This is a genomic window from Paraburkholderia lacunae (assembly GCF_003353175.1).
In the GTDB taxonomy this organism is placed as follows: Bacteria; Pseudomonadota; Gammaproteobacteria; order Burkholderiales; family Burkholderiaceae; genus Paraburkholderia; species Paraburkholderia lacunae.
This window is the reverse complement of the sequence record NZ_QHKS01000012.1, coordinates 180,620-204,789: the sequence shown is the minus strand read 5'-3', so window position 1 is coordinate 204,789 and position 24,170 is coordinate 180,620. Positions and strand designations below refer to the sequence as shown.

Sequence of the window (24,170 nt, the reverse complement as noted above, 5' to 3'; positions counted from 1 at the left end):
GCCTCAATCCAGCGAAAGGCGCAGCGCGAAGCCGATCAGCGTCGCGGAGAAAGTCCAGCGCTGCAGCGTTTGCGCGAGCGGATGGGCACGCATCCAGCCGGCGATGCGCGCGGCGCCGATCGCATACATGATGTCGAAGCATGCGCCGATGGCGAGCAGCACCAGACCCAGTTCGATCATCTGCCATGCCACCGGCCCGGCCTCTGGCCGTACGAACTGCGGCAACAGCACCGAGCAGAACAGCAGCGCTTTCGGGTTCAGCAGATTGGTCAGCAAACCCTTGACGAAGGCGGCACGCAAAGGCCGCGATTCGGCGCTCGCCGCGCCGCCTTCGGACAACGCGAACACCGGCGAGCGAAAGATCTGGATGCCGACCCACGCGAGATAAACCGCGCCGCCGTAGCGCACCACTTCGTACAGCCACGGCGCGCTGCGCAACAGGGCGGCCACACCGCATGCCGAGAGCGTGACGTGCGCCGCGCGCGCCAGTCCGAGGCCGCCGGCCGCAGCGAAGCCGCTGCGCACGCCGCGCCCAATACTGGTTTGCAGAACCAGCGCCATATCCGGTCCGGGCACCGCATAGACCACGAACAGTGCCGCCGTATAGACGATCAGAAGATGTGCAGAAATCATGGGAGCCTCGCGTTTTCAAGGGCTCTATGTTGCTATCGTCGACGGAGGGTTTGCTGGCGAATTGCCGGGTAGGATGCGTAATTTTTGGCAGAATGCGCTAATATTTCGCACTTAAATCATGCTTCCCGCTAACCGAACACAAACGAAGATCAGCGATGGCCACCGACCTCGATAAAACAGACCGCGCCATCCTCGCCGCGCTGCAAAACGACGGCCGCATGTCGAATGCGCGGCTAGCCGAAACGGTCGGCCTGAGCGAGACGCCGTGTGCGCGCCGCCTCAAGCGTCTGGAGAGCGACGGCTATATCGATCAGTACCGCGCGATGCTCTCGCGCACCGCGCTCGGCCTCGGAGTGGTGGCGTTCGTCTATGTGCGCTTTGCCGTGCACGATCGCGCCGTCGCCACCCGCTTCGAGCGCGAAGTGCAGGCAATTCCGCGGATTCTGGCGTGCCACAACGTATCGGGCAGCGCCGACTACATCCTGCAGGTTGTCGCGCGCGATCTCGACGATTACGGCACCTTCATGCGCGACGAAATGCGCAGTCTGCCGGGCGTGACCTCGGTGGAGTCGGCGTTGTCGTTGCGGGAAGTGAAGGCCAACGGCGGCTTGCCGCTGTCCTGAACGCCGGCGTGGCATAGTCCCCTCTTCGATACGGCGCGAGCCGGCCAGACGAAACCGAACGAAACCAGACGAAACCAAACGAATACGGAGTTTTCATGGATCACGAACAGGCGCGAGCCGAAGAAACAGCGGCAATGGAGCGCGTCTTGACCGCCACCAAACGGGTGCAGACGGCCTTCGCTTCGCTGCAATCGCAATTTCCGCCCGCCGGCAGCGGCCAGCCTTCGCAATTCGCGCTGCAAACCTTCGACGCCGCGCTGCAGGAACTCGAAGACGCCCAAGCAGCATTTGACGGCCTGCTCGGCGATCTGCTTGACGGTAACCGTTGAGTGGCGTAACGGGTCGCTTCGCTGCATAGCCGCTGCGCCGCGCGCGAGCAGTTCGCGCTTCAGGTATCCAGCGAGGCGGCCCCGCGTTATTTGGAGGCGAGCGCCGAACTTGACCGTTAGTTGCGTCTCAATGGAGTAAAGTCAAAACCACCGCGCCTTCGCCGGCTAACCGCGAAGCGAAGGTATTCCCTACCAAACTGCCGTCAACGCCTGTCGAACGGCAGGACAACGCTTGCCAGCGGCGTCACCGCGGACGCACCGATGCGCTGCCTGCCCCTACATTCCCCAGCGCAGTCCGGGCGTATGCACCGCGCTATCCCAGTGACGCTTCATCTCGTCGTCGAGCACACACAGCGTGATCGACGCGCCCGCCATCTCGAGCGACGTCGTCAATGCGCCAACCTGCGCGCGGCCGATCCTCAGACCGCGCTGCTCCAGCCACAGACGCGTGGCGTTGAACAGCAGATAGAGCTCGCCAAGCGGCGTCCCGCCTAGCCCATTGACGAGCACCAGCAACTCCGCATCAGCCGCCGGCTTCAGGTCCTCAGTGATCGCCGTGAGCAATTCGCCCGCGATCGCGTCGGCCGGCGCGAACTTGGCGCGCCGCCGGCCGGGCTCGCCATGAATGCCGACGCCCACTTCGATTTCGTCGTCGCCGATCTTGAACGTCAGCGTGCCGGCCGCCGGCACCGTGCAACTGGTAAACGCCACGCCCATCGACGCGGTGCGCTTGTTGATCCGGTCGCCGAAGGCTTTGCATTGTTCGAGATTCGCGCCGCTCTCGGCCATGCTGCCCACCAGCTTTTCGACGATCACCGCGCCCGCGACGCCCCGGCGGCCAGTCGTGTAGCTCGAGTTTTCCACGGCCACGTCGTCGTTGATCAGCACCATCGCGTTCGGCACCTCGGACATCTCCGACGCCATCTCGAAGTTCATCAGGTCTCCGGAGTAGTTCTTCACGATGAACAGCACGCCCGCGCCGGCATCGACGGCCCTCGCGGCGGACATCATCTGGTCCGGCGTCGGCGACGTGAAGATCTGCCCGGGACAGGCGGCATCGAGCATCCCATAACCGACAAAGCCCGAATGCAGCGGCTCGTGTCCCGAGCCGCCGCCTGAAATCAGCGCAACCTTGCCGCGCTTCAGGTCCTTGCGGCGCACGAACACGGGTTCATTGTGGAGCACCACCAGGTCGCTGTGCGCAGCGGCGAATCCCGCCAGACTCTCAGCGAGAAAATCGTCCACATGGTTGATGAATTTTTTCACGGTCTCTCGCTCCTTCACTTGTTGTGTTGCGCCAGCCGCGCGCATACCGCCGCAATCATGATCTGACTGGAACGTGCGCCGGGGTCGATATGTCCGCGGGAGCGTTCGCCGAGAAACGACGCACGCCCCTTGGTCGCCAGCATGTCGCGGGTAGCGAGCATGCTGTCCTCGGCTACCCGCGGCAGCACCTCGCGCACTTCGCGAGCGCTCGCGCCTTGTGCGGCGAGTTCGCCGAAGCGCTTCGCGACCGGAATCAGCACGTCCATCATTGTCTTACTGCCGACGCCGGTCTTGCCGCGCAGTCCCACCGCCTCGACGCCCGCCGAAAAAACATGCGCGAAACCGGCCACATCCGGCGCATTTCCCGCGGACGCTTTCGCCATGCCGCTCAGCAACGAAAAAAACAAAGGTCCCGACGATCCGCCGACTGTCGACAGCACCTTGGACGCCGCGAGTTCGAGCGCGGGCCCGAATGCTTCGGCTTCGATATCCGCTTTCACGGCAAGCAGCGCTTCCATGCCTCGCAGCAGATTGAAGATGTGATCGCCGTCGCCGATCTGCTGGTCGAGCGACGCGATCTCGTCGGTATGCTCCTTCAGCGACGCAAAGGCGGCGTCGATGCACGCCATGACCGTTTTGCCGTTCATGTCGGGATCCTCCTGCCGTCGGCACGGAAATAGAGAAGGCTGCGCGCCGGCAGTGAAACCCCGACCGACTGCCCCGGCGAGAAGTTGCGCTCGGCAACCGTCGTCGCCACCACAGCGGTACCGGCCCGATCGAGAATCAGCAGATGGCGCAGCGGCGAATATTCGAGCACTTTCAGATTCAACGCGTCCTGTGCGCCCGCCACGTTGCGTTGATCGCGTGCGTCGGCGTCGTGCAGCACGATGTCCTCGGGGCGGATCGCGACCGTTGCCGTGCCCGCCGGCATGTGCGCCGCATCGAACAGCGCGGGCGGCAGCAGGTTGATCGGCGGGGAGCCGAGCCGCTGCGCGGCGCTCAGCGAAACCGGATTGCCATACACTTCGCGCGGTGTGCCGAGTTGCACGAGATGCCCATGTTCGAGAATGCCGATGCGATCGGCGAGCGTGGTCGCCTCGACCTGATCGTGCGTGACATAGACGATCGTTGCGCCAATCGTGCGATGCAGGCGCTTGAGTTCGATGCGCAACTCCTCACGCAGCTTCGCATCGAGCGACGACAGCGGTTCGTCCATCAGAAACGCCTTGGGTTGCCGCACGAGCGCGCGCCCTATCGCCACCCGCTGCATTTCGCCGCCTGACAGATGAGTGGCCATGTTGTCGAGCTTCGATTCCATGTGCAACATCTCGGCGACCGCGTGAACTCGCGCGCGCACCTCCGCTTCGCTCGTGCGTCTTTTCGGCGAACGCAACGGAAACGCCAGGTTGCCGAACACGGTCAGATGCGGATACAGCGAGTACTGCTGGAAGATGAACGCGACATCGCGCTCCGATGGATGCACACCCGTCGCGATGCCGCCGTCAATCAGGACATCGCCGGCATCCGGCCGTTCGAGTCCGGCGATCAGGCGCAGCGTGGTTGTCTTACCCGCGCCGCTCGGACCAAGCAGCACGACGAACTCGCCGTCCTTCACATCGATCGAAAGATCGTCGACAGCGCGGATGTCGCCAAAGCGTTTCGACACATTGCGCAACTGGATTTCAGCCATGAAGGTCTCCGTGGGCAGGAATCGTGTATGAGGCGCCCGGCAACAGGCGGCCTGTTTGCGCGTCGTAAAGCAGCGTGCGTTCCTTGCGAAACGACAGGCCGACTGGCGACCCGGCAGGCAAGCCGTCGTCCTTGGCCGCCCGCACGCGCACAACGCCCAGCGCTGTTTCGATCACCAGCACCTGATGCGAGCCGAGATATTCATCGGCGATAACCTTGCCGCGCAGCGGGCCGTGTTCATCGATGACGACATGCTCCGGGCGGATGCCCAGCAGCACGCGGGCAGTGCCCTGCTCGCAGCGCGGCACCGGCACCGGTGCGCCATGCAGGCGCACCTCTTCGTGACCCACATCGACACCGCTGTCGACCGGCAGGAAATTCATCGGCGGACTGCCGATAAAATTGCCGACGAACACCGTCGCCGGAAAGTGGTAAATCTCGTGCGGCGCTCCCGCTTGCAGCACTTCGCCTTTGTTCATCACAACGATGTCGTCGGCCATCGCCATCGCTTCGCTCTGATCGTGCGTCACGTAGACAGTCGTCGCGGCCAGCGCGTTATGCAGCTTGCGCAATTCGAGACACATCAGCTCGCGGAAGTCCGCATCGAGCGTGCCGAGTGGTTCGTCCATCAGAAACGCCTTCGGTTGACGCACGATCGCGCGCCCGAGCGCCACGCGCTGCCGGTCGCCACCGGACAGGCCGCCGGTCTTGCGATCGAGAATGCTCTCGATGCGCAACATGTGCGCCGCCGCATCGACCCGGGCCGCGATCTCCTTGCGCGATACGTGCTCGTTTTTCAGTGGAAACGCAATGTTGTTGCGCACCGTCATGTGCGGATACAGCGCGAACATCTGAAAGACGAACGCGATATCGCGCTGACGCGCGCGCAACGCGGTGACGTCTTCACCGTCGATCAGGATTTGCCCGGACGTCGGCAGTTCGAGCCCGGCGATCATCCGCAACGTGGTGGTCTTTCCGCAACCCGACGGGCCGAGCAGCACGACAAAACGCCCGGCGCCGATCGTCAGACTGGTGTCGCGCACCGCGACGAAGTCGTCGAAACGTTTATGGAGGTTGGCGAGAACGATCGTGGACATGGCGTCAATCCGGGAAATGGCTGGTGACGACGAACGCGAGCGCGCCGACCAAAACGACCGGAAACGACCAGGTGAACAACACCAGCGAAAACGGCTGCACCAGCATCGCCATGCCGAGACCGATCAGCGCGGTCGATGCGGCTTCGCTGTAGCCACGGCGCAGAATATGCCTACGCGGCAACACGGCATCTCGTTTCATTTGCGTACCGCTCCGAAGGTGATGCCGCGCAACAGATGCTTGCGCAACACGACAGTGAAGATGAGTATCGGCAGCACGAACAGCGTCGTCGCCGCTGCAACGGCAGGCCAATCCTGGCCGCCCTCGCCGATGATGAACGGGATGAACGGCGGCATGGTTTGCGCGTCGCCGCTTGTCAGCAGCGACGCGAACGCATACTCGTTCCAGGCGAAGATCAGGCAGAAAATCGCAGTCGCCGCGATGCCGGTGACTGCTTGCGGCAGCACCACTTTGACGAAGGCCTGCAAGCGCGTATAGCCGTCGACCAACGCCGCCTCTTCGTATTCACGCGGAATCTCGTCCATGAAGCCCTTCAGCAGCCACACCGCCAGCGACACGTTCACCGCTGTATACAGCACGATCATGCCGACATAGCTGTCGCTCAAACCCAGCGCGCGGTACATCAGGTAGATCGGAATTGCGACCGCGATCGGCGGCATCATGCGCGTCGACAGGATGAAGAACAGCAGGTCGTCGGCGAGCGGCACCTTGAAACGCGAGAACGCGTAAGCGGCGAGCGTACCGAGAAACACCGCGAGAAAGGTCGAGCCGAAACCGATCACGAGCGAGTTCACGAAACGCGGCAAAACCTTCGACGCTCCCGCGATCACCATGTTGCGCTTGCGCACGTCGCGCTCATACCAGGTTCGCGCCGGCGGCAGACTGGCGATGAACTCCGGCGTCTGCCGCGAGCGGATCGTGAACAGATTCACATAGCCTTCCATCGACGGTTGAAACAGCACGACGGGCGGATAGGCGATTGCATCTTCCTGCGTCTTGAAGCTCGTCATGAAGATCCAGACCATCGGCAAGGTCGCGAGCAATGCGTACGTGATGACGGCCGCCGCGGCGAACCGCTTGCCGCGCGCCGACGACGCCACCACCGAATGTTGCGTAGTAGTCGGTCTCATCGCTGTTTCACCCGGTTGAGCGCCTTGACGTAGATGTTCGCCGCGCCGAACACCGTCACGAACAGAATGATGGCGAGCGCCGACGAATAGCCGGTTTGCCACTTCTCGAACGCGGCGCGCTTGAGCGTGATCGACACGGTCTCCGTGACCGAACCCGGTCCGCCGGAGGTCAGCAGATTCACCATGTCGAACATCTTGAAGTTCTCGATGCCGCGAAACAGCACGGCGAGCATCAGAAACGGCAAGGTCATCGGCAGCGTGATCGACCAGAACTGGCGCCACGGCGTGGCGCGATCCACTTCAGCCGCTTCGTAGATGTAGTCGGGAATCGAACGCAGACCCGCGAGGCAGATCAGCATCACGTAAGGCGTCCACATCCACGTATCGACCATCACGATGGTCCATGGCGCGAGCGACACGTCGCCGATCATCTGGAACGAGCCGGGCGCAATGCCGGTCAGGAAGCCGACGATGTCGTTGAAAAGACCCGTCTGCGGCTGCAGCAGAAAGGTCCAGAAGTTGCCGACGACTGCCGGCGACAGCATCATCGGCAGCAGGATCAGCGTGGTCCAGAAACTATGGCCGCGAAACTGCCGGTTGATCAGCAGCGCGAGGCCGAAGCCCAGCAGAACCTCCAGTCCGACCGACCAGAGCACGAAACGCGCCGTGACCTGCATTGCGTACCAGATGTCTTCGTCGGTAAGAATGTCGACGTAGTTGTCGATACCGACAAAGCGCGCCGGCACGCTCGGCATATTCGACTTGAAGTTCGTAAACGACAGACGCAGCGCCCAGATCAGCGGAAAGATGTTGATCGCGAGCAGCAACAGGAGCGTGGGAAGAATGAACAGCCACGCTATCGTTCTGTCCGATAAGCCGGCGAGGCGCGTGCGCACGCGCGCCGATGCGCCGGATTCGAGACCGGTCGACGCAAAAGGCTTGTTTGCCAACATGCCTGACTCCTTTAAGCGGACCGGCGTCAATGTGCAAATGCACGTGCAGACGCCGCCGGTCCAGTCCGGATACACGCTAGTTCTTGCCTTCGGCCTTGAAGACCTTGTTCCAGTCTTTGACCAGCAGATCGAGCGCTTCCTTGGCCGTGCCCTTGTCGGCCACCACGTAGTCGTGGATGCGCTTTTGCATGTCGAGCAGCAGTTCGGCATAGGCGGGCTCGGCCCAGAAGTCTTTCACGATCGCCATCGACTTCAGGAAAGCCGGTGCAAAGGGCGCGCTCTTCGGAAAGTCCGGCGCGTCGACCACGGACTTCGCCGCCGAATAGCCGCCCAGCTGCCACCATTTCTTCTGAACGTCCGGCTGCGCGAACCATTTGATGTACTCGAGCGCGTCGTCCTTATGTTCCGAGTACGAGACGACCGAGATGCCCTGCCCGCCCAGCTGCGTGTACTGCTTCGACTCACGCGGATTGACGAAAAAGCCGATCTTGTCGCCACCCACATTCGGGTCTTTGTAGAGCCCGGGGAAGAACGCGAACCAGTTCATCTGCATCGCCACCTGGCCGGACTTGAACGCATCCAGTCCTTCCTGCATGTACGCGTTGGTCATGCCCGGCGCCGTGCAGCACTTGTAGAGCGCCTTGTAAAACTCCAGCCCCTTGACCGCGCCCAGCGAATTGACGAAGCCGTCCAGGTGATAGGGTTTCTTGGGGTCTTCATATTCGAAACCGAAGTTGTAGAGCGCATTGGTGACGCCCATCGTGATGCCTTCGGAGCCGCGCTCGGTGAAGATATAGGCGCCGTACACCGTCTTGCCGTCAATCTTGCGGCCCTGGAAGAACTCGGCGGTTTGTTTGAGTTCGTCCAACGTGGTGGGCGGTTCGAGCTCTCGTTTATATTTCTGCTTGAACTCCGCGCGCAACTCGGGGCGTGCGAACCAGTCCTTGCGATAGGTCCAGCCGACCGCATCGGCCATGGCCGGCAACGCCCAGTAGTTCGGCGTATTCTTCGGCCACTCCGAATAACCGACCACGGTCGCCGGCACGAAGTCGTTCATCGATATCTTGTTCTTCGCGAAGAAATCGTTGAGCTTCACGTAGTGCCCGTTCACCGCCGCGCCGCCAATCCACTGGCTGTCGCCGATGATCAGGTCGCACAGTTTGCCGTGCGAATTGAGCTCGTTAATGAAGCGATCCGCGTAACTGGTCCACGGCACGAACTCGAACTTCATCGTGATGCCGGTCTTGCCTGTGAAATCCTTCGACAGTTCGACGAGTGCGTTGGCCGGGTCCCACGCCGCCCAACACAAGGTCAATTGCTTGCCCTGTGCCTGTGCGCCCGTCGCCATGCCGAATCCCAACGAGACGATGGCCGCCGCCATTACCCTTGCTGACGTAAGACGTAACATTTGTCTTCTCCTTGCCTTTCCCGGGTCTCCAACCTGATATGGAACAGCGCCCATGCGCCGGGCACCGCGTTTCGGCTCCTGCGGATTCAGACCGCAATCCGCGTGTCGCGAGCTTCAGGCATGCGCATTCTCACGAAGATAAATTCGGGTTTCCGGCGTTGGGATGGCGAGCGCGCCACGCACGTCGTTAAGAAAATTGATGGCGGCGAGACCGGCCCAGTGAACGATGCCTCGCACGTCCTGATCGAGAATCACATCGATCGCGCGCTCGGATAACTGGCTGCGCGTTTCCGCGGTACATTCATGGCCGATCAGAACGAGACGGGACTTGTCGCCCGATTCCTGCAACGCCGACGCAATCCCGGAAATGCCGCCCCCGGTTACATAGACGCCGACCAGATCCGGATGACGCGCCAGCAGCCCCTGCGCGGCGAGACCTGCGCCGTCGTCGTCTTCGGCAAAGTCGGGTTCGGCGATCCAGCGCAGGTTGCGGAAATCCTCTTCCAGCACCTGCGAGAAGCCGATGCGCCGCTCAAGTTGATCGTGCAGGCGTGACGACGCGGACAGCACCGCCACCGTGCCGAGGCGGGAACCGAGAAAACGGCCCATCAACAAACCGGCCGTACGCCCGGCGATCCGGTTATCAACGCCGACGTACGCGGCGCGGTGGCTCGCGGGCAGATCGGAGAACACCGTGACGACCGGCACATTCACCGCGCTCATATCCTCGATCAGACGTTCGACCCAGGGATAGTCAAGCGGCACGAGCACGAGCGCGTCGTAATCGGCCACCTGTTCGGAGAATGCAGCGGTATCGCGCTGGCTCGAAAAATCGCAGCGATAGAACGACGGGATGATCCGGTGTTCGCGAAAGAAACTGGCGGACAGCGCGATGTTGCGCTCGACGTGATCGAGAAAGCGCGAGTTGATCTGGGGAAGCACGAACGCGACGCGAAACGAGGTGAGCTTCGACGGACGGCCGCGGCTCGCGCGTTCGTCGCGCAGCGTCGCGAGCGCGAGGTGAACGCGCTCGGCTGTTGCCGGACGCACGGCCTGATCGTCGCGCAACACACGATCGACCGTGGCCACGCTAACGCCCGCACGGCGCGCAATCATCATACGTGTAGCCGGCATGTGTCTCCTCCGGTGCCGAGCCAGAGTCATTTTGTTTAATCAAGGTAGCTTTTTCTACGTGAAATGCAAGTTTTTTTACTTCCGTAAATCCATCATTTCTGATGACATTGTGCGTTGCACACAACGAACGCGCCACGAAGGCAGCAGCACGCTTTCCGCAGGCCGACCTCAGCCGAACGGAAACCCGAGGAAATCTGAAATGAGCTGCGCCGGCGCGCGAATCACATCGCCGGATACGAACAGAAGTGGAATGCGTCTTTTCAATTCGCGTCGATAGACGGACAGCATTCCAGATTGATTAGGAATACGACGTGGGAAGAGGATTTCGACGCGCCCGTCGATGATCAACGCAAGCAGTCCGATGACCGTCTGAGTCGGCCCGGCGAGTTTCTGCTCGCTGTACTTCGGTCGCTAGAACGCGATCAACGCGTCAACCAGGCGACGATGTGCGGACTACCGCGGCGGCGCGAACGCGTTTCCCGAGACGTTAGGCGCACGAGGATCGGGGTTCATATTCAGGCTCGTGCCATTCGCTCTCATGTTGCTCATGGACGGGCCCGATTCCGTACCGCCCCGAGCGCCGATCGCAGTCGCGCCACGCACCGTCGCCGCGCCCGCACTCGGGCCTGTTACGCCGGTTCCCAAACCCGTTCCTGTTCCCGCACCATTGGCGCCGTTCAACGGCGCGCCGCCCATATCAGCGGACGTAGCGCCGCCTGACTGAGCGTAAGCCGCCCCTGACAAACCAATAAGCAAAGCCGAAGCCAACATACCGTGTGTGACGATCTTCATCACTCACTCCGTAAGACCACCGGATTTTTCGCCGGAAACACGCGCAGCAGAGTCATGAGTTTGTGCATATCACGCGCACGAATGCAGCCGGTCAATGAGTAAGACGGCGGGCCGCCCGCTTTGTTCACGCATCGAATCGCGTGTCAAACGCGCCGCGTCGCCGGATTGCTTTCAGGCGTGTCAGCAGTCGTACAAATGCTTACAAAGCAGCGCGCCGGGCGCGTACACCGCCTTCACTGCTGCGGCGTTATTGCAGACACCTACCAGCGGAGTCCACAATGAACACGAACCTCACCCCCAGCAGCGCGCAGCGCAGTCGCATTCACCCTCTCGTCGCCGGTGCGGCGGTGGCCGTCATCCTCGCCAGCGCCACCGGTATCGCAGCGATGACCGGCCTTCTGCCGACCTCGCGCGCCGTCCCGGCGCCCGCGACGCCGGTCGCGGCGGTCGCTGCACCGGTTGCGAGCGCTCCGCTGGCCACGACTCAAACGAACACGCAGCCGAACACCGTGCAACACACGGCTCAGGAAGCCGCTCCCGCCCGGCCGCGCGTGCACCACACGCACAGCACGGCGGCGGCGGACGCTCCGCGGTACTCGAACAATGAGGGCTACCAGACGCCGTCGGCGAGGCCGGTCGCAGACCCGTACGCGGGTGAAGTCGTCGCGATCAACACAGTCCAGTCGCCCGAGCCGACCACCGGCCTCGGCGCGGTAGGCGGCGCGGTCGCCGGCGGACTGATCGGCAATCAGATCGGCGGTGGACGCGGCAAAATTCTGGCGACCATTGCAGGGGCTGTCGGTGGCGGCGTGGCCGGTAACGGCATCGAACATGCCGTGCGCAAGCAGACGACCTATCAGGTCCAGGTGCGCATGCAGGACGGCAGCTACCGGAACTTCGACTATCAGACCCAACCGGCCGTGCAGGTTGGCGAGCGCGTCCACGTGTCCGGCGACACGTTGACGGCTTCGTGAGCGGCTCACTGAAAAGCTCGCTGAGCGGCTCACCGAACGACTCGCTGGGCGGCTCACCGAACGACTCGCTGAGCGGCTCGCCGAACCGCTCGCTGAGCGGCCCGCTCAACGGCTCAATAGGCAGCTCGCGGAGCAGTTCGACAAGCGGCTTCAGGAGCGCGTTCGCGAGCTGGCTTCACCCGGCTTGATAGGCGGCGGGGCACGTGTTACCAGTAGTTACACAAGTGACAATCGTGGCGTACATGCCAGGCTCGAGCCGCCCTACAATCCAGCTCGCCAGTCACCGCCCGGCGCCCGCCTGGAGCTAACCGGTCAGGAGAAATACGATGAAACGTCCCACTCTTTTACTCGCAGCCGGCCTCTGCGCTGCATTTGCTTCCAGCGCCGCGATGGCTCACGTGGACGTCGGCGTATACCTTGGGGCGCCCGCACCTGTGTATGTGGAGCAGCCTCCCGTCATCTATCAGGCGCCGCCCGTAGTCTATGCGCCGGCACCCGCCTACTATGGTTATGGATACGAGTACCGCGACGGCCGCCGCTGGCACGACAACGGCTGGCACCGCGGCTGGCATCATCGTCATCATGAAGATGACGATGATTGATCCGGGCTCCCCGCACTGACGCTGGGCACAACACGATCCAACGCAATTCACCGGCGCGCGACGCAATAACCTTGCACAGCGCGCGTTCGTGCGTTCCGCTTCGATCTTGCCAATGCCCGGCAAAAACCGGTATGGCCTGAGTCGTAGCGAAACGGCCTAGCGCGCGAAACCTCGCTGCCACTTCGCACCAGCAGCCAACGCGCACAGCGTCAGCACGCAAAACGCCGCGCCTGCATAGAAAGTCGCCATGGCGCCGAAGCGGTCCCACAGCCCGCCCGCGACGACGCTCGCCACGAGTGTCGCCAGCCCGCTCATCAGGTTGAAAAAACCGAATGCAGTGCCTTTCAGATCGGGCGGCGCGGTGTGCGCCACCATCGTGGCGAGCAGCCCCTGCGTGAGTCCCATGTGCAATCCCCACAGCGCGACACCGAGTATCACCACCGGCCAGTAATTGCCGTGCGCAAGCACGATATCCGACGCAATCAGCACCACGAGGCCGACGGCCAGTAGTCTGGTGTGGCTCATCGAATCGGCGAGTTTTCCGAACGGATACGCCGATACCGAATACACGAGATTCATCGCCACCATCACGAGCGGCACCAGCGCCACCGGCACGCCCGCCTGCATCGCGCGCAGCACGAGGAAGGCCTCGCTGAATCGCGCGAGCGTGAAGACCGCGCCGATGAACACCACCCACCAGTACGAGCGGCTCAGCTTCCTCAGATTGTCGAGCTTCAGCGGATTGACGCGTTTCGCGTCAGCATGACGCGCGGGTTCCTTGATGCCGAACACCAGCAGCGCGACGGCGATCAAGCCGGGAATCACGGCCACCCAGAACACGAGACGAAAATTGTCCGCCCACAGCAGCATCAGTGCGACGGCCAGCAACGGACCGAGAAACGCGCCCACCGTGTCGAGCGATTGCCGTAACCCGTATGCCGCGCCGCGCAGATGCGGCGGCGTGATATCGGCGACCAGCGCATCGCGCGGCGCGCCTCTCACCCCTTTGCCGATCCGGTCGGCGACGCGCGCAGCCAGAACGATCCCAGCCGTCGGCGCGAGTGCGAACAGCGGCTTGCTCAACGCGCCCATGCCGTAGCCGATCACCGCGAGCCATTTCCGGTTGCCCAGATAGTCGCTGAGCGCGCCGGAGAAAATCTTGACGATCGGCGAGGCCGCTTCCGCGACGCCTTCTATCAGGCCGACCATCACGGCGCTCGCACCGAGACTCGTCACGAGGAACATCGGCAGCAGGCTGTGAATGATCTCCGACGAGATGTCCATGAACAGGCTGACGAAGCCCAGCATCCAGATGCCGCGGGGAATCTGGCTGAGTGCGCCGGTGCGCGGCGTGGAATGGGTACGCATCTTTTCTCGACTCTGGGATATCGGGTTCAACGGCCGCATGGTCGCCCGCCGCTGTAAAACCAGCATGAAGCGATGCCAATGATAGGGCAATGATGCAGGGTTCATTGCCTGGCACGAGCCGATAGCGCCATCCGGTCGTGCGCGTATCCGATCGCGCGCGTTATTATCAACCGTTACGTCAGAACGGTTCATAGCACTCGATGGAGCATGCGTACGTCCACCTGTTGCATCTGCTGGCCGGTCACCCGGCGTGGACGCTCACGGTCGTTTTCCTCGCGGCCTTCCTTGAAGCCATTGCCGTCATCGGCACCTTCATCCCCGGCAGCACCGCCATGTTCCTGGCCGGCGCACTGGCCGGCACCGGTTCGCTGAGCCTTGGCTGGGTGTTGGTCTGGGCGATAGCCGGCGCGGTCGCCGGGGACGGCATCAGCTTCTGGATCGGCAGCCGTTACAAGGACAGGATCGCCCAGATATGGCCTTTCCGTAAGCATCCGCCGGTGCTCGACGCAGGACGCCGCTTCTTCGAAAAACATGGCGCGAAGAGCGTGGTGTTTGCCCGTTTCGTCGGACCGTTGCGGGCGATCGTGCCTGTGGTGGCGGGCATGCTCGGCATGACGCCGGTGCGCTTCTACGCGATGAACGTCCTCTCGGCCCTGCTCTGGGCGCCCGCCCATATCCTGCCGGGCGTGGTGTTCGGCGCATCGGTGCTGCTGGCGGGCGCGGTGTCGTTCCGCCTCGTCGTCATCATCGCGCTGCTGGTCGGCATCGTCTGGCTGAGCTTTCGAGCCGCGCGCTTTCTGCTCTCGCACGCCAATGCGTGGTCGAGCGCGGCCGGCCGCCAACTGGCGAACTGGGCCAGCCGGCACCCGGGCCGAATCGGCCGGCTCGCGCAGAGAATGCTGGATCCCGAGCAGCCGGATGCCGGCAGCATTGTGGCGGCTTCGTTCATCGTGCTGGTTTCCGGCGCCCTCTTCTTCGGCGTTGTCGAAGACGTCATCAGCGGCGATCCGCTGGTGCGCATCGATCTATCCGTCTATCACTTCCTGCAATCGGTCCGCACGCCCTGGGGCGATACGGTCCTCGCGGGTCTCGCGACGCTAGGCAGCGTCGTCACGCTGGCTGCACTCGTCGTCACGGTTGCGCTGTGGATGACGTGGGAACGGCGCTGGCGCACCATCGGCTACTGGCTGGCCGCAGTGGTGTTTTCACAGTTGCTGATCTTCGCTTTGCAGTTCGTGATGCATCGTGCTCCGCCGGCTTCGCTCGCCTCCAATGCCTACGTGTTTCCAAGCAATCACGTCGCCGCTACGGTGATCGTCTATGGCTTTCTGGCATTCCTGCTGGCGCGAAGGGTCGGCATGCTGGAGGGTTTGGCCGTCGCAACCGCGAGTGCCGTCGTCGTGGTGGTCGTCGCGCTCGCGGGACTTTATTTCGGCCGGTTCTGGGTGACGGACGCGCTCGGCGGCGCCGCGCTGGCGTACGCCTGGGTGGCGATCGTTGCGTTGACAGCCATCTGGCGGCACCCGGAAGCGCCGCCGTCACGCCGGTTCATGCCTGTGGTGATTCTGCTGGTCCTGCTCGTGACCGTGGGTGTGCAGCTTGGCGTCAATCCTCCTGCCGCGCCGCCGGACAGTACGCGGCCGCAGCCGCCCGTACTGATCACGCAATCGCAGTGGACCGTTGCTCTCTGGAAGCGCCTGCCATGCTATCGCTCGGATATGGGCGGCGATCGCAAGGAGCCGCTCACGCTGCAATGGGTGTCGAACCTCGATGCGATAAGAGGACGCCTGCGCGCTCAGGGATGGGTCGAAGGTACGGACTTTTCGGCGCGCAGCCTGCTTTCTCTCGCCTCGCCCAACGTCGCCGCCGTGTCGCTTCCGGTGTTGCCGAAGCTGAACAACGGCGTGCCCTCGTCGCTGGTCTTCACGCGTCCAGGCGGCACCCGCGACGAACGCGACGTACTGCGCTTCTGGCCAAGCGGCTACGCCGTGGAAAACGGCGCGTCGTTCACTCCGCTCTGGGTCGGCGCTGTGGCACACGAGCGCCTGTCCCGTCCGTCCTGGCCAATCAATATCCTGCGAGCCGACAAGGACGCGACCTCACTCGATACGCGCGGCGCCTCGAACACAGACTTCGGCGCCGATGTCGTGGCAAGGGTGAGTTGTCACGGCGTGCCGGTATCGCTATTGGCGTCGCCTGAGGGATGAGCGGATTTCGCGCGGTTAATCGGCAACTTCGGCGACGGCACGATCAACGCTTTCGATCCCGCGACCGGCCTGTCTCTTGGCGCAATCAAGCTGTCGAATGGAAACACGTTCGTGCAGGGGGGACACTGGGGAATCGCTTTCGGCAACGGGCTCGACAATCAGCCGATGAACACGTTGTTCTTCGCCGCGGGGTCCAACCAGGAGGTGGACGGTGTCTATGGACGCATCGACCTGGAAATGTGAGGGCCACCGCCCGATCGTGGCGGCCTAAGCATTTCATAAGGTTCGTTTGCTAGGATCGCCCTACGAGAGTGTGGCGTGTTGCGGTTAGCGGCCCGGCGCCCTGGTGTGCCGTAGTGTCGCCGGGCCCGTGCTGGTGTGCGCGTCGGCACGCGGTCCATCATTCACAACACGTCCCTCGACAAACTTACTGCATGAATACACTCGAAGCGTTCAATCAAGCGCTCTTTCTGATGATCAACGCCACGACGTCGACGGCGGCGTGGCAAATCGAGGTAGCGCGGTTGCTCGCCGACTACGTCATCTATCTCGTCCCGCTGATGCTGGTCGCCATCTGGCTAGCTGGCGACGAGCATCAGCGCGGCACGGCAGTCCGCGCATGTTGCGTCACGCTGCTTGCACTCGGCGTCAATCAGCTCATCGGCCTTGCCTGGCAACACCCCCGCCCGGACGTAATCGGGCTTGGCCATACGTTCTTGCAGCATGCCTCAGACTCGTCGTTCCCAAGCGACCACGGCACCGTATTCGCAAGCATCGCGTTGACCTTGTGGTCAGGCGGCCTGCGACGGTACGGCATGCTCACGCTGCTATCCGGCGCTGCAGTCGCGTGGGCGCGCGTGTTTGTCGGCGTCCATTTCCCGTTCGACATGGTGGGCGCCGTCGCCATCGCGTGCCTCGCGTTCCTGCTTGTCGCGCCGCTTTGGCGGCTTGGCGGAGCCATGGTGACGCGCGGCTTGATCGTGTTGTACCGCACGCTGTTCGCGTGGCCGATCAATCGCGGCTGGCTATCTTCGTGAACGGCGTTGGTGGGCGGCCGCGAGGCATGTACACGAGGACCACTGTCCGGGTTCGTACCACCGGCGCCCTTCAACGCGTTACGGCCGCGGCCACAGCGAGCGGCCGAGGAAGGTCAGCGTCCGGTCCCATGCCAACTGCGCCCAGACCGGATCGAACTGGGTGCCAGCGATACGGTGCGGTCCGACAGCCGTCTCGTTGGCGAACGCATGATGCGCGAGGTAACGGTGAAACTCCACGTCGACATTCGCCTCGCTCAGTCTGGCTTCCAGTGCGTCGACCGTTTCAGCCTGAAAGAACGCGTCTTGCGTGGCCCAGTGACCCAGCACCGGCACCTTGATTTTTGCTGCATCGATGTACTCGAGCGGCGGGAAGCCGTACCAGACGACGCCGGCCGATAGCTCGGGGACATTGCATAGCGCCAGCAGCGTGAGCGCGCCGCCCATGCAAAATCCCATCACGGCGACCCGCTCCGAATGCTGCTTCAGGTATTGCGCAGCGCCGCGAATATCCTGGCTGGCGGCGGCGCCGAAATCGAGCCCGCTCATCAGATGGTGTGCTTCTTCCTCTTCCACCGTCGATTTTCCGCGGTAAAGATCGGGGACCAGCGCCAGATAGCCGGACTGCGCGAGCCGGTCGGCCACGCCGCGAATCTGGTCGTTCAAACCCCACCACTCCTGAATCACGACGATGGCGGGCGCACCCTCGAGTTTCTGCGGCTTCGCCAGATAACCCTGAACATCCTGTCCGTCAGGGCGGCGAAAGGTGATCATGGATCCCGGTGTCTGTTTCATGAGAAGCTCCTCGACTGGACGAAACCCGTAGCATAGCGCCAGTGGCGCGTCTATGCCGACGCACGGCATCGTCCATCGACTGGCGCATCAGGCGGCATCTCTCGCCGGTCGGCACAGTAGCGCAAACTGCGCGCGCCGCTCAGGTTCCGCTCAGGTTCCGCACACGATCGCTCCGCACGCCGCTCGACAAAGCGCCTCACGTAGTCGTCCGCCGGACGCGCGAGAATGTCGGCCGGCGTGCCCTCCTGCACCAGCGCGCCGTCGCGCAGGATCGCGATGCGGTTGCCGATCCGCAATGCCTCGTCGAGATCGTGCGTAATGAACACGATGGTCTTGTTCAGCGTGCTCTGCAATTGCAGTAGCTGGTCCTGCATTTCCGTGCGAATCAGCGGATCGAGTGCGGAGAACGCCTCGTCCATCAGCAGCACGTCGGTATCCGCGGCAAGCGCACGGGCGAGGCCCACGCGTTGCCGCATGCCGCCGGACAATTCGTCCGGATACTGTTCGCCGTACCCGTTCAAGCCCACCTTGCCGAGCCACACGCGTGCCTTCTCATTGGCTTGCGCTTTGCTTTCGCCGCGCACACGCAGCGCGTAAGCCGTATTGTCGAGTACGGTCTGATGCGGCAGCAGCCCGAAGTTCTGAAACACCATGCTGACCTTGTAGCGGCGCAACTCGCGCAGGCCTGGCGCACTGAGCTTGATGACATCCGAGCCGTCGATCACGATCTCGCCGGCGGTCGGTTCGATCAGGCGGTTGAAATGCCGCACCAGCGTCGACTTGCCCGAGCCCGACAGTCCCATGATGACGAAGATTTCTCCCGCGCCGATATTCAGGCTCACGTCGTTCAAACCGACGTTGCAACCGGTCTGCGTCAGTATTTCAGCTTTGCCCTTTCCACCTCTGAGCAGATCGAGCGCGCGCGCATGACCGGTCTGCGGACCGAAAAGCTTGTACACGTGTTGGACTTCTATCGCTGCCATGTCGCCCTCCTGTTACTTCGCAGTGCGGGTTTCGAGCGCACCTTCGCCGGCGTGCGTCCCGCTCGCATCCGCGCTGCTTGCAGGATTCGCGTCGCTCACGCTGCCCAGGCGATAAGGAATGCGCGAAGCCGCCCTTGCTTTCCTGCGTTGCGAGAGAAGACGCCGTGCGCGGCGATCCTGACCGTAGCCCTGGCTGATCCGGTCGATCACGATGGCCAGTATCACGATGGCAATGCCCGCCTGCATGCCCTTGCCCACATCGAGCGTCTGAATGCCGGCGAGCACATCCTCGCCGAGCCCACGCGAGCCGATCATCGACGCGATCACCACCATCGACAGCGCCATCATCGTGGTCTGGTTGATACCGGCCATGATGCTGGGCCGCGCCAGCGGCAACTGCACGTTCACCAGCAATTGCCAGCGCGTCGTGCCGAACGCGCGAGCAGCCTCGACCACCTCGCCGTCCACATGACGGATGCCGAGATCGGTCAGGCGAATCAGCGGCGGCAGCGCATAAATGATCGTCGCGAGGATCGCAGGCACCTTGCCGAGACCGAACAGCATCAGCACCGGAATCAGATAGACGAAGCTCGGCAGCGTCTGCATGACATCGAGCGTCGGCAGCAACATGCGCCGCAGCCATGCGCTGCGCGACGTGAGAATGCCGAGCGGCACGCCGAGCGAAACCGACAGCACCGTTGCCACGACCATCAATGCAAGGGTCTGCATCAGCTTTTCCCACAGGCCGAAGCAGCCGATCGCGTAGAGCAGCAGGACAAAGAAGCCGGCAATGCCCAGCCGGCGCGTCGCGTTCCATGCGATCGCGCCGACCGCCAGCAGAATCAGCCACGGCGGCGCGGCGCGCAACGCGCCTTCCAGCGGCACCAGAACGTAGCGCAATAGCGCGATGCTGAACTGATGGAAGCCGTCGCCGTAGCGGACAACGAACGACTGCATGGCATCGTTCACCCAGTTGGCAATCGAAAGATGCAGAAAAAACGAATCCATGATCGACCTCTCCACTGCACGTGGACAGCAGACACCGTCGGCTTCGCCTACACGAATTCGAATTACAGGAATCCGACCGGCAATGGCTATATCGGCGTCCCGCTCGCGGCAACCGGCGTCACGCTGAATACGCTGAAGTATCAGGACTTCGAAGTGAACGGCAAGGATCAGATCTCCCCGGCGTTCTTTGTCGGCGCGCAGTACGTGTACACGATGGAGACCTATGACGCTTCAACCGGCAGCGTCAAGCCGAAGATCCACTCTGTCGGCTTGATGGCGGACTACAACCTGTCCAAACGAACGGACGTCTACGTGCAGGGCGAGTATCAGAAGGTCACCGGCAGTTCGACCCACTCGATTCTCGACGCTGCGTTCATTCCGGGCACGCAGGAGCCTTCGTCGACGGCGAATCAGATGGTTGCGCGCATCGCGTTGCGCCATAAGTTCTAGGGCGGCATTGCGGTCATCACGGGCGCCACGCGCGCGTCATTGCGACCGGTCATAGCGGCCCACCGGCGCATCTGCAAGAAACGCAGAAATCGCCTTTTGGCGCAAAGGCCATGTACGGTCCCCATTAACGTTCCGCGTGCGATTAACTAAAATGAATTCATGGCCGTGTCCTGATCAGGAGGCGCCATGAGTGAATTTGCTAGCGTCGTCATGAAGTTCCTGGGATCGGCGGCGGTTCATGTCCAGTCATATGGATCTGTCGACGATCTCCTCGCCATCCTCTGTGGGCTGGCTGGTCTCGCGTTTCTGGTCGTGATTCTGCTCATGCATGACGGAGTGGAAAACGCCCGGAGATGGACATCGGGCTGGCACATCGACCGGCATCATCTGCATGTTGGCTGGCCGGGTCATCGCAAGCATTGACGCTGCATTGTCGCGCTGACAACCCGCGCAGCGCGCCAATCGCGTGCGTCGATCACGCTGTCGATATGAGGCGGGCTGAACGGCCGGCTAACGCCTGCCTGGGCCCGCCGCAGCCTGCCGCGCAAAAAATACAGCCTGCAGAATCTGACCTTCCCCACGTTGGCACGGCTCCTCGCGATGCGAAGCGAGTCGTTCGTCACGTCCGACCCGGGCGCACCAGGGTTTTCCTCGACGCGGCCTGGTCAAACGCCGCTGCCCGCGACCCATCAAAACGACATCGCCAGTCGACCGAACCGTGACTACGTGATCTCGCGCGTGAGCGCAGCAATCGACCGTGCTAGGCTACGCGCAGAGATCGACCGGCGCGATGAACCCGGCGCCGGGAAAAACATCGAAAGTTCACGTTGCCTGAATATCCGCGTGCGCTCCTTCGTTTAGGCTAAACGCAGGCGACATAAGGTGGATCGATGATCGACGCTAACCCGCGTTTTGTCTGGCGGCCTCAGTACGCCACGCGCTGCGCCGCGCTTTGCGGCTGCGCTGCATTGGCCGGCTGCATGGTGGGTCCGGACTATCGCACGCCCCCAGCGCCCGCCACCGACACCTACACCGCCACCCCTTTGCCCGAGCAGACGGCCTCCGCGCCGGGCGCCGCCGGTTTGCCGCAGCACTTTGCGCCGGGCCAGGACATTCCCGCCGGCTGGTGGGCGCTCTTTCATTGCGAACCGCTCGATACGCTGATCCGCGAGGCTTTCTCCAACAGCCCGAACGTCGCCGCGGCGCAGGCCGCATTGCGGCAGGCCCGCGAAAACTTCCTGGCGCAAGCCGGCGGCACGCTTCTACCGGGCGTCGATGCGCAACTTGGCGCCACGCGCGAAAAATTGAACGGAATCACGTTCGGCCAGCCTGGACTCACCAAGGAATTCAATCTTTACAACGCGTCGGTGAACGTGTCGTACAAGCTCGACGTATTCGGCGGAACGCGGCGCGAACTCGAAGCGCTGCACGCGCAAGTCGACTACCAGAGCTACCAGTTGCAGGCTGCCTATCTCGCGATGTCGGCCAACATCGTGACGGCAGCGGTCAAGGAAGCGTCGCTGCGCGCCCAGATCGACGCCACCGAGCGCATCGCCTCCGAGGAGGATGAGCAGCTCGGGGTGCTCGGCAAGCAGTTCGAACTGGGCGGCGTCGGCCGCACGGCGGTGCTCGCGCAGCAGACGCTGCTCGCGCAAACCCGCGCAACGCTGCCGCCCCTGCGGCAACAGCTCGATCAGGTACGCCACCAGCTTGCCGTACTCGCCGGCAAACTGCCCAGCGACGCCACGCTGCCCGAATTCAGGCTCGACATGTTTTCGTTGCCCGCGACGCTGCCGGTGAGCCTGCCGTCGGCCCTGGTGCGGCAGCGGCCCGACATCCTCGCCGCCGACGCCGTGCTGCATCAGGCCAGCGCGCAAATCGGCGTGGCCACCGCCGCGCTGTACCCGCAGATCACGCTGTCCGCCAGCTACGGCGCCGAGGCGCTGACACCCGCGCAGGTATTCAGAGCCGGCAGCACGATCTGGAGCTTCGGCGGCACCCTGCTGCAACCGCTCTTCCACGGTGGCCAGCTGAGTGCGCAGAAGCGCGCGGCCGAAGCGGCGTACGAGCAGGCCGACGCGCAATACCGCGAAACGGTGCTGCTCGCGTTCCAGAACGTGGCCGACTCGCTGCGCGCGCTCGATCACGACGCCTCCGGCCTGAAAGCGCAGACCGACGCGTGGCGCGCCGCCAGCGACTCACTCGATCTCACGCGCGGACAGTATCGGGTCGGCGGCGTGAGCTACCTGTCGCTCCTCGACGCCCAACGCCAGTACCAGCAAACGGTGGTGAGCCTCGCGCAGGCGCAGGCGTCGCGCTATGCCGACACCGCAGCGCTGTTTCAGGCGCTCGGCGGCGGCTGGTGGAACGCCTCAGCCGCACCCACCACGCCCACCACGCAATAACACGACCCGACAGGAGACTCGCCGCACCGCGCCTGGCAACACTCGCCTGGCAACACGCTCTGTCAGGACCATAAGCTTTGGCGCCTCGCCCGATGCCGAAGAAGGACATAACGATGACTGAAAAACCAGGGATGACCAGGCGGATGACGATCATGCTGATCTGTGTCGGCCTGCTGCTGGCGGCGCTCGTCGGCTTCAACCAGTTCAGGACACACATGTTCGCGAAGTTCATGGCAGGCAATGCCGCGCCGCCCGCCACCGTCTCGGCGGTCATCGCCCGCTATCAGTCGTGGCAACCGCAGCTTGCCGCGGTCGGCAGCCTGCGCGCCGTGCGCGGTGTCGACGTGACCACCGAAGTCGCCGGCCTCGTGCGCGAGGTCGCGTTCAGCTCGGGGCAGGAGGCGAAGGCCGGACAAGTCCTTATCCGACTCAACGCCGACAGCGACGTGGCGCAGCTTCAGTCGCTGCAGGCAGCGGCAGAACTCGCGCAGACCGTCTACCAGCGCGACAAGGCGCAGTACGACATCAAGGCCATCGCCAAGGCGCAGCTCGACGCGGATGCTGCCGACCTGAAGGGCAAGAAAGCGCAGGTCGCGCAACAGGCGGCGCTCGTCGAAAAGAAGATCATTCGCGCGCCGTTTGCGGGGCGCCTCGGCATCACCACGGTCAATCCGGGGCAGTACATCAATCCAGGCGATGCGATCGTGACGCTGCAAGCCATCGACCCGATCTACGCCGACTTCTACCTGCCGCAGCAGCAACTCGGTCAGCTCGCGATCGGCCAGACCGTGGTGGTCGACACCAGCGCTTTCAACGGGCAAACGTTCACCGGCAAGGTCCAGTCGCTCAATCCGAAAATCGACAGCGCGACGCGCAACGTGCAGATCGAAGCGAGCGTGGACAACCACGAGCGCAAGCTGCTGCCGGGCATGTACGCGAACGTCAAGATCGACGCCGGGCTCGCGCAACGCTACCTGACCCTGCCGCAAACAGCCATCACCTACAACCCATACGGCGCGACCGTGTTCATTGTCAAACCGGGCACGCAACCGAACGCGCAGGGCAAGACGCTGCCCGTCGCACAGCAGGTGTTCGTCACCCCGGGGCCGACGCGCGGCGATCAGGTAGCGATCCTGAAGGGCGTCACCGAAGGCACACAGGTTGTGACGAGCGGGCAACTCAAGCTCAAGAACGGCGTGCCGCTCGTGATCGACAATCGCGTGCAGCCTGCGGACAATCCCAACCCGACGCCTCAGGAACAATAGAGAGGC

General features: G+C 63.2%; 24 protein-coding genes and 2 pseudogenes. 11 read left to right on the top strand and 15 right to left on the bottom strand.

Annotated features, from left to right (window positions below; translation table 11 throughout):
• Positions 1-3 precede the first annotated feature (3 nt).
• Positions 4-633: a LysE family translocator gene (locus DLM46_RS20140; protein WP_115102973.1), complete on the bottom strand. Its 630-nt coding sequence runs from the start codon at positions 631-633 to the stop codon at positions 4-6.
• Positions 634-788: 155 nt separating this feature from the next.
• Here DLM46_RS20140 and DLM46_RS20135 point away from each other — a divergent pair, with 155 nt between their 5' ends.
• Positions 789-1,256, top strand: coding sequence for an Lrp/AsnC family transcriptional regulator (locus DLM46_RS20135; RefSeq protein WP_115102970.1), 468 nt, complete (start codon positions 789-791; stop codon positions 1,254-1,256).
• 95 nt (positions 1,257-1,351) lie between these two features.
• Positions 1,352-1,585 (top strand): hypothetical protein, encoded by a 234-nt coding sequence (locus DLM46_RS20130; protein WP_115102967.1) that lies wholly within the window; start codon positions 1,352-1,354, stop codon positions 1,583-1,585.
• A gap of 276 nt (positions 1,586-1,861) precedes the next feature.
• Here DLM46_RS20130 and dhaK read toward each other — a convergent pair whose 3' ends face one another.
• The 10 genes from dhaK to DLM46_RS39095 form a co-directional block, all read right to left on the bottom strand.
• Positions 1,862-2,851, bottom strand: coding sequence for a dihydroxyacetone kinase subunit DhaK (dhaK, locus tag DLM46_RS20125; RefSeq protein WP_115103175.1), 990 nt, complete (start codon positions 2,849-2,851; stop codon positions 1,862-1,864).
• A gap of 14 nt (positions 2,852-2,865) precedes the next feature.
• Complete coding sequence (dhaL, locus tag DLM46_RS20120) at positions 2,866-3,498, bottom strand: dihydroxyacetone kinase subunit DhaL (RefSeq protein WP_115102965.1); 633 nt, start codon at positions 3,496-3,498, stop codon at positions 2,866-2,868.
• Positions 3,495-4,541 carry an ABC transporter ATP-binding protein gene (locus tag DLM46_RS20115; protein ID WP_115102963.1) on the bottom strand — a complete coding sequence of 349 codons (1,047 nt, stop codon included), beginning with the start codon at positions 4,539-4,541 and terminating at the stop codon, positions 3,495-3,497. The genes dhaL and DLM46_RS20115 overlap by 4 nt, the downstream gene beginning before the upstream one ends.
• Complete coding sequence (locus DLM46_RS20110; protein WP_115102961.1) at positions 4,534-5,637, bottom strand: ABC transporter ATP-binding protein; 1,104 nt, start codon at positions 5,635-5,637, stop codon at positions 4,534-4,536. Before DLM46_RS20110 ends, DLM46_RS20115 begins: the two co-directional genes overlap by 8 nt.
• A gap of 4 nt (positions 5,638-5,641) precedes the next feature.
• Complete coding sequence (locus DLM46_RS20105; protein ID WP_115102958.1) at positions 5,642-5,836, bottom strand: hypothetical protein; 195 nt, start codon at positions 5,834-5,836, stop codon at positions 5,642-5,644.
• Positions 5,833-6,786 carry a carbohydrate ABC transporter permease gene (locus DLM46_RS20100; RefSeq protein WP_115102956.1) on the bottom strand — a complete coding sequence of 318 codons (954 nt, stop codon included), beginning with the start codon at positions 6,784-6,786 and terminating at the stop codon, positions 5,833-5,835. The genes DLM46_RS20105 and DLM46_RS20100 overlap by 4 nt, the downstream gene beginning before the upstream one ends.
• Positions 6,783-7,739, bottom strand: coding sequence for a carbohydrate ABC transporter permease (locus DLM46_RS20095; RefSeq protein ID WP_115102954.1), 957 nt, complete (start codon positions 7,737-7,739; stop codon positions 6,783-6,785). Before DLM46_RS20095 ends, DLM46_RS20100 begins: the two co-directional genes overlap by 4 nt.
• Positions 7,740-7,815: 76 nt before the next feature.
• On the bottom strand, positions 7,816-9,147 hold the full coding sequence (locus DLM46_RS20090; RefSeq protein WP_115102952.1) for an ABC transporter substrate-binding protein: 1,332 nt from the start codon (positions 9,145-9,147) through the stop codon (positions 7,816-7,818).
• A 114-nt stretch (positions 9,148-9,261) separates the two neighbouring features.
• Complete coding sequence (locus DLM46_RS20085; RefSeq protein WP_208866306.1) at positions 9,262-10,281, bottom strand: LacI family DNA-binding transcriptional regulator; 1,020 nt, start codon at positions 10,279-10,281, stop codon at positions 9,262-9,264.
• Between the two features lie 168 nt (positions 10,282-10,449).
• Complete coding sequence (locus DLM46_RS39095; protein ID WP_133300360.1) at positions 10,450-10,629, bottom strand: hypothetical protein; 180 nt, start codon at positions 10,627-10,629, stop codon at positions 10,450-10,452.
• Positions 10,630-11,351: 722 nt separating this feature from the next.
• Between DLM46_RS39095 and DLM46_RS20075 the strand changes: the two genes are divergently transcribed.
• On the top strand, positions 11,352-12,047 hold the full coding sequence (locus DLM46_RS20075) for a glycine zipper 2TM domain-containing protein (RefSeq protein ID WP_115102945.1): 696 nt from the start codon (positions 11,352-11,354) through the stop codon (positions 12,045-12,047).
• A gap of 326 nt (positions 12,048-12,373) precedes the next feature.
• Positions 12,374-12,649 carry a hypothetical protein gene (locus tag DLM46_RS20065; RefSeq protein ID WP_115102940.1) on the top strand — a complete coding sequence of 92 codons (276 nt, stop codon included), beginning with the start codon at positions 12,374-12,376 and terminating at the stop codon, positions 12,647-12,649.
• Between the two features lie 156 nt (positions 12,650-12,805).
• Here DLM46_RS20065 and DLM46_RS20060 read toward each other — a convergent pair whose 3' ends face one another.
• Positions 12,806-14,017, bottom strand: a complete 1,212-nt coding sequence (locus tag DLM46_RS20060; protein ID WP_115102937.1) for an MFS transporter — start codon at positions 14,015-14,017, stop codon at positions 12,806-12,808.
• A gap of 200 nt (positions 14,018-14,217) precedes the next feature.
• Here DLM46_RS20060 and DLM46_RS20055 point away from each other — a divergent pair, with 200 nt between their 5' ends.
• The 3 genes and pseudogenes from DLM46_RS20055 to DLM46_RS20045 all read left to right on the top strand — a co-directional run bounded on the left by DLM46_RS20055 (position 14,218) and on the right by DLM46_RS20045 (position 17,261).
• A complete protein-coding gene (locus DLM46_RS20055; protein WP_115102935.1) occupies positions 14,218-16,224 on the top strand; it encodes a bifunctional DedA family/phosphatase PAP2 family protein in 2,007 nt (668 codons plus the stop codon).
• A gap of 9 nt (positions 16,225-16,233) precedes the next feature.
• Positions 16,234-16,467 (top strand): annotated as a pseudogene (locus DLM46_RS20050) (TIGR03118 family protein); the annotation flags it as partial.
• 191 nt (positions 16,468-16,658) lie between these two features.
• On the top strand, positions 16,659-17,261 hold the full coding sequence (locus DLM46_RS20045) for a phosphatase PAP2 family protein (protein WP_115102934.1): 603 nt from the start codon (positions 16,659-16,661) through the stop codon (positions 17,259-17,261).
• Positions 17,262-17,339: 78 nt separating this feature from the next.
• On the opposite strand, the gene DLM46_RS20040 is transcribed toward DLM46_RS20045, so the two are convergent.
• The 3 genes from DLM46_RS20040 to DLM46_RS20030 are packed head-to-tail and all read right to left on the bottom strand — an operon-like array spanning position 17,340 to position 20,044.
• Complete coding sequence (locus tag DLM46_RS20040; RefSeq protein ID WP_115102932.1) at positions 17,340-18,053, bottom strand: dienelactone hydrolase family protein; 714 nt, start codon at positions 18,051-18,053, stop codon at positions 17,340-17,342.
• A 50-nt stretch (positions 18,054-18,103) separates the two neighbouring features.
• Complete coding sequence (locus tag DLM46_RS20035; RefSeq protein ID WP_115102929.1) at positions 18,104-19,036, bottom strand: quaternary amine ABC transporter ATP-binding protein; 933 nt, start codon at positions 19,034-19,036, stop codon at positions 18,104-18,106.
• A 12-nt stretch (positions 19,037-19,048) separates the two neighbouring features.
• Entirely contained in the window at positions 19,049-20,044 is a 996-nt protein-coding gene (locus DLM46_RS20030; RefSeq protein ID WP_115102927.1) for an ABC transporter permease, read from the bottom strand.
• A 33-nt stretch (positions 20,045-20,077) separates the two neighbouring features.
• On the opposite strand from DLM46_RS20030, the pseudogene DLM46_RS20025 reads away from it, so the two are divergent.
• The 4 genes and pseudogenes from DLM46_RS20025 to DLM46_RS20005 all read left to right on the top strand — a co-directional run.
• A pseudogene (locus tag DLM46_RS20025) lies at positions 20,078-20,494 on the top strand (porin); the annotation flags it as partial.
• 186 nt (positions 20,495-20,680) lie between these two features.
• Entirely contained in the window at positions 20,681-20,917 is a 237-nt protein-coding gene (locus DLM46_RS20020; protein ID WP_133300359.1) for a hypothetical protein, read from the top strand.
• Between the two features lie 467 nt (positions 20,918-21,384).
• A complete protein-coding gene (locus DLM46_RS20010; protein ID WP_115102920.1) occupies positions 21,385-22,899 on the top strand; it encodes an efflux transporter outer membrane subunit in 1,515 nt (504 codons plus the stop codon).
• 113 nt (positions 22,900-23,012) lie between these two features.
• Positions 23,013-24,164, top strand: a complete 1,152-nt coding sequence (locus tag DLM46_RS20005) for an efflux RND transporter periplasmic adaptor subunit (protein ID WP_115103174.1) — start codon at positions 23,013-23,015, stop codon at positions 24,162-24,164.
• Positions 24,165-24,170 lie beyond the last annotated feature (6 nt).

Coding starts and splice junctions, on each gene's coding strand:
- DLM46_RS20085 (WP_208866306.1), bottom strand. CDS start 10,281: ATGCCGGCTACACGTATGATGATTGCGCGCCGTGCGGGCGTTAGCGTG.
- dhaL (WP_115102965.1), bottom strand. CDS start 3,498: ATGAACGGCAAAACGGTCATGGCGTGCATCGACGCCGCCTTTGCGTCG.
- DLM46_RS20020 (WP_133300359.1), top strand. CDS start 20,681: ATGAGTGAATTTGCTAGCGTCGTCATGAAGTTCCTGGGATCGGCGGCG.
- DLM46_RS20135 (WP_115102970.1), top strand. CDS start 789: ATGGCCACCGACCTCGATAAAACAGACCGCGCCATCCTCGCCGCGCTG.
- DLM46_RS20030 (WP_115102927.1), bottom strand. CDS start 20,044: ATGGATTCGTTTTTTCTGCATCTTTCGATTGCCAACTGGGTGAACGAT.
- DLM46_RS20065 (WP_115102940.1), top strand. CDS start 12,374: ATGAAACGTCCCACTCTTTTACTCGCAGCCGGCCTCTGCGCTGCATTT.
- DLM46_RS20040 (WP_115102932.1), bottom strand. CDS start 18,053: ATGAAACAGACACCGGGATCCATGATCACCTTTCGCCGCCCTGACGGA.
- DLM46_RS20140 (WP_115102973.1), bottom strand. CDS start 633: ATGATTTCTGCACATCTTCTGATCGTCTATACGGCGGCACTGTTCGTG.
- DLM46_RS20060 (WP_115102937.1), bottom strand. CDS start 14,017: ATGCGTACCCATTCCACGCCGCGCACCGGCGCACTCAGCCAGATTCCC.
- DLM46_RS20130 (WP_115102967.1), top strand. CDS start 1,352: ATGGATCACGAACAGGCGCGAGCCGAAGAAACAGCGGCAATGGAGCGC.
- DLM46_RS20100 (WP_115102956.1), bottom strand. CDS start 6,786: ATGAGACCGACTACTACGCAACATTCGGTGGTGGCGTCGTCGGCGCGC.
- DLM46_RS20010 (WP_115102920.1), top strand. CDS start 21,385: ATGATCGACGCTAACCCGCGTTTTGTCTGGCGGCCTCAGTACGCCACG.
- DLM46_RS20095 (WP_115102954.1), bottom strand. CDS start 7,739: ATGTTGGCAAACAAGCCTTTTGCGTCGACCGGTCTCGAATCCGGCGCA.
- DLM46_RS20005 (WP_115103174.1), top strand. CDS start 23,013: ATGACTGAAAAACCAGGGATGACCAGGCGGATGACGATCATGCTGATC.
- DLM46_RS20055 (WP_115102935.1), top strand. CDS start 14,218: ATGGAGCATGCGTACGTCCACCTGTTGCATCTGCTGGCCGGTCACCCG.
- DLM46_RS20075 (WP_115102945.1), top strand. CDS start 11,352: ATGAACACGAACCTCACCCCCAGCAGCGCGCAGCGCAGTCGCATTCAC.
- DLM46_RS20035 (WP_115102929.1), bottom strand. CDS start 19,036: ATGGCAGCGATAGAAGTCCAACACGTGTACAAGCTTTTCGGTCCGCAG.
- DLM46_RS20110 (WP_115102961.1), bottom strand. CDS start 5,637: ATGTCCACGATCGTTCTCGCCAACCTCCATAAACGTTTCGACGACTTC.
- DLM46_RS20045 (WP_115102934.1), top strand. CDS start 16,659: ATGAATACACTCGAAGCGTTCAATCAAGCGCTCTTTCTGATGATCAAC.
- DLM46_RS20105 (WP_115102958.1), bottom strand. CDS start 5,836: ATGAAACGAGATGCCGTGTTGCCGCGTAGGCATATTCTGCGCCGTGGC.
- DLM46_RS20115 (WP_115102963.1), bottom strand. CDS start 4,541: ATGGCTGAAATCCAGTTGCGCAATGTGTCGAAACGCTTTGGCGACATC.
- DLM46_RS20090 (WP_115102952.1), bottom strand. CDS start 9,147: ATGTTACGTCTTACGTCAGCAAGGGTAATGGCGGCGGCCATCGTCTCG.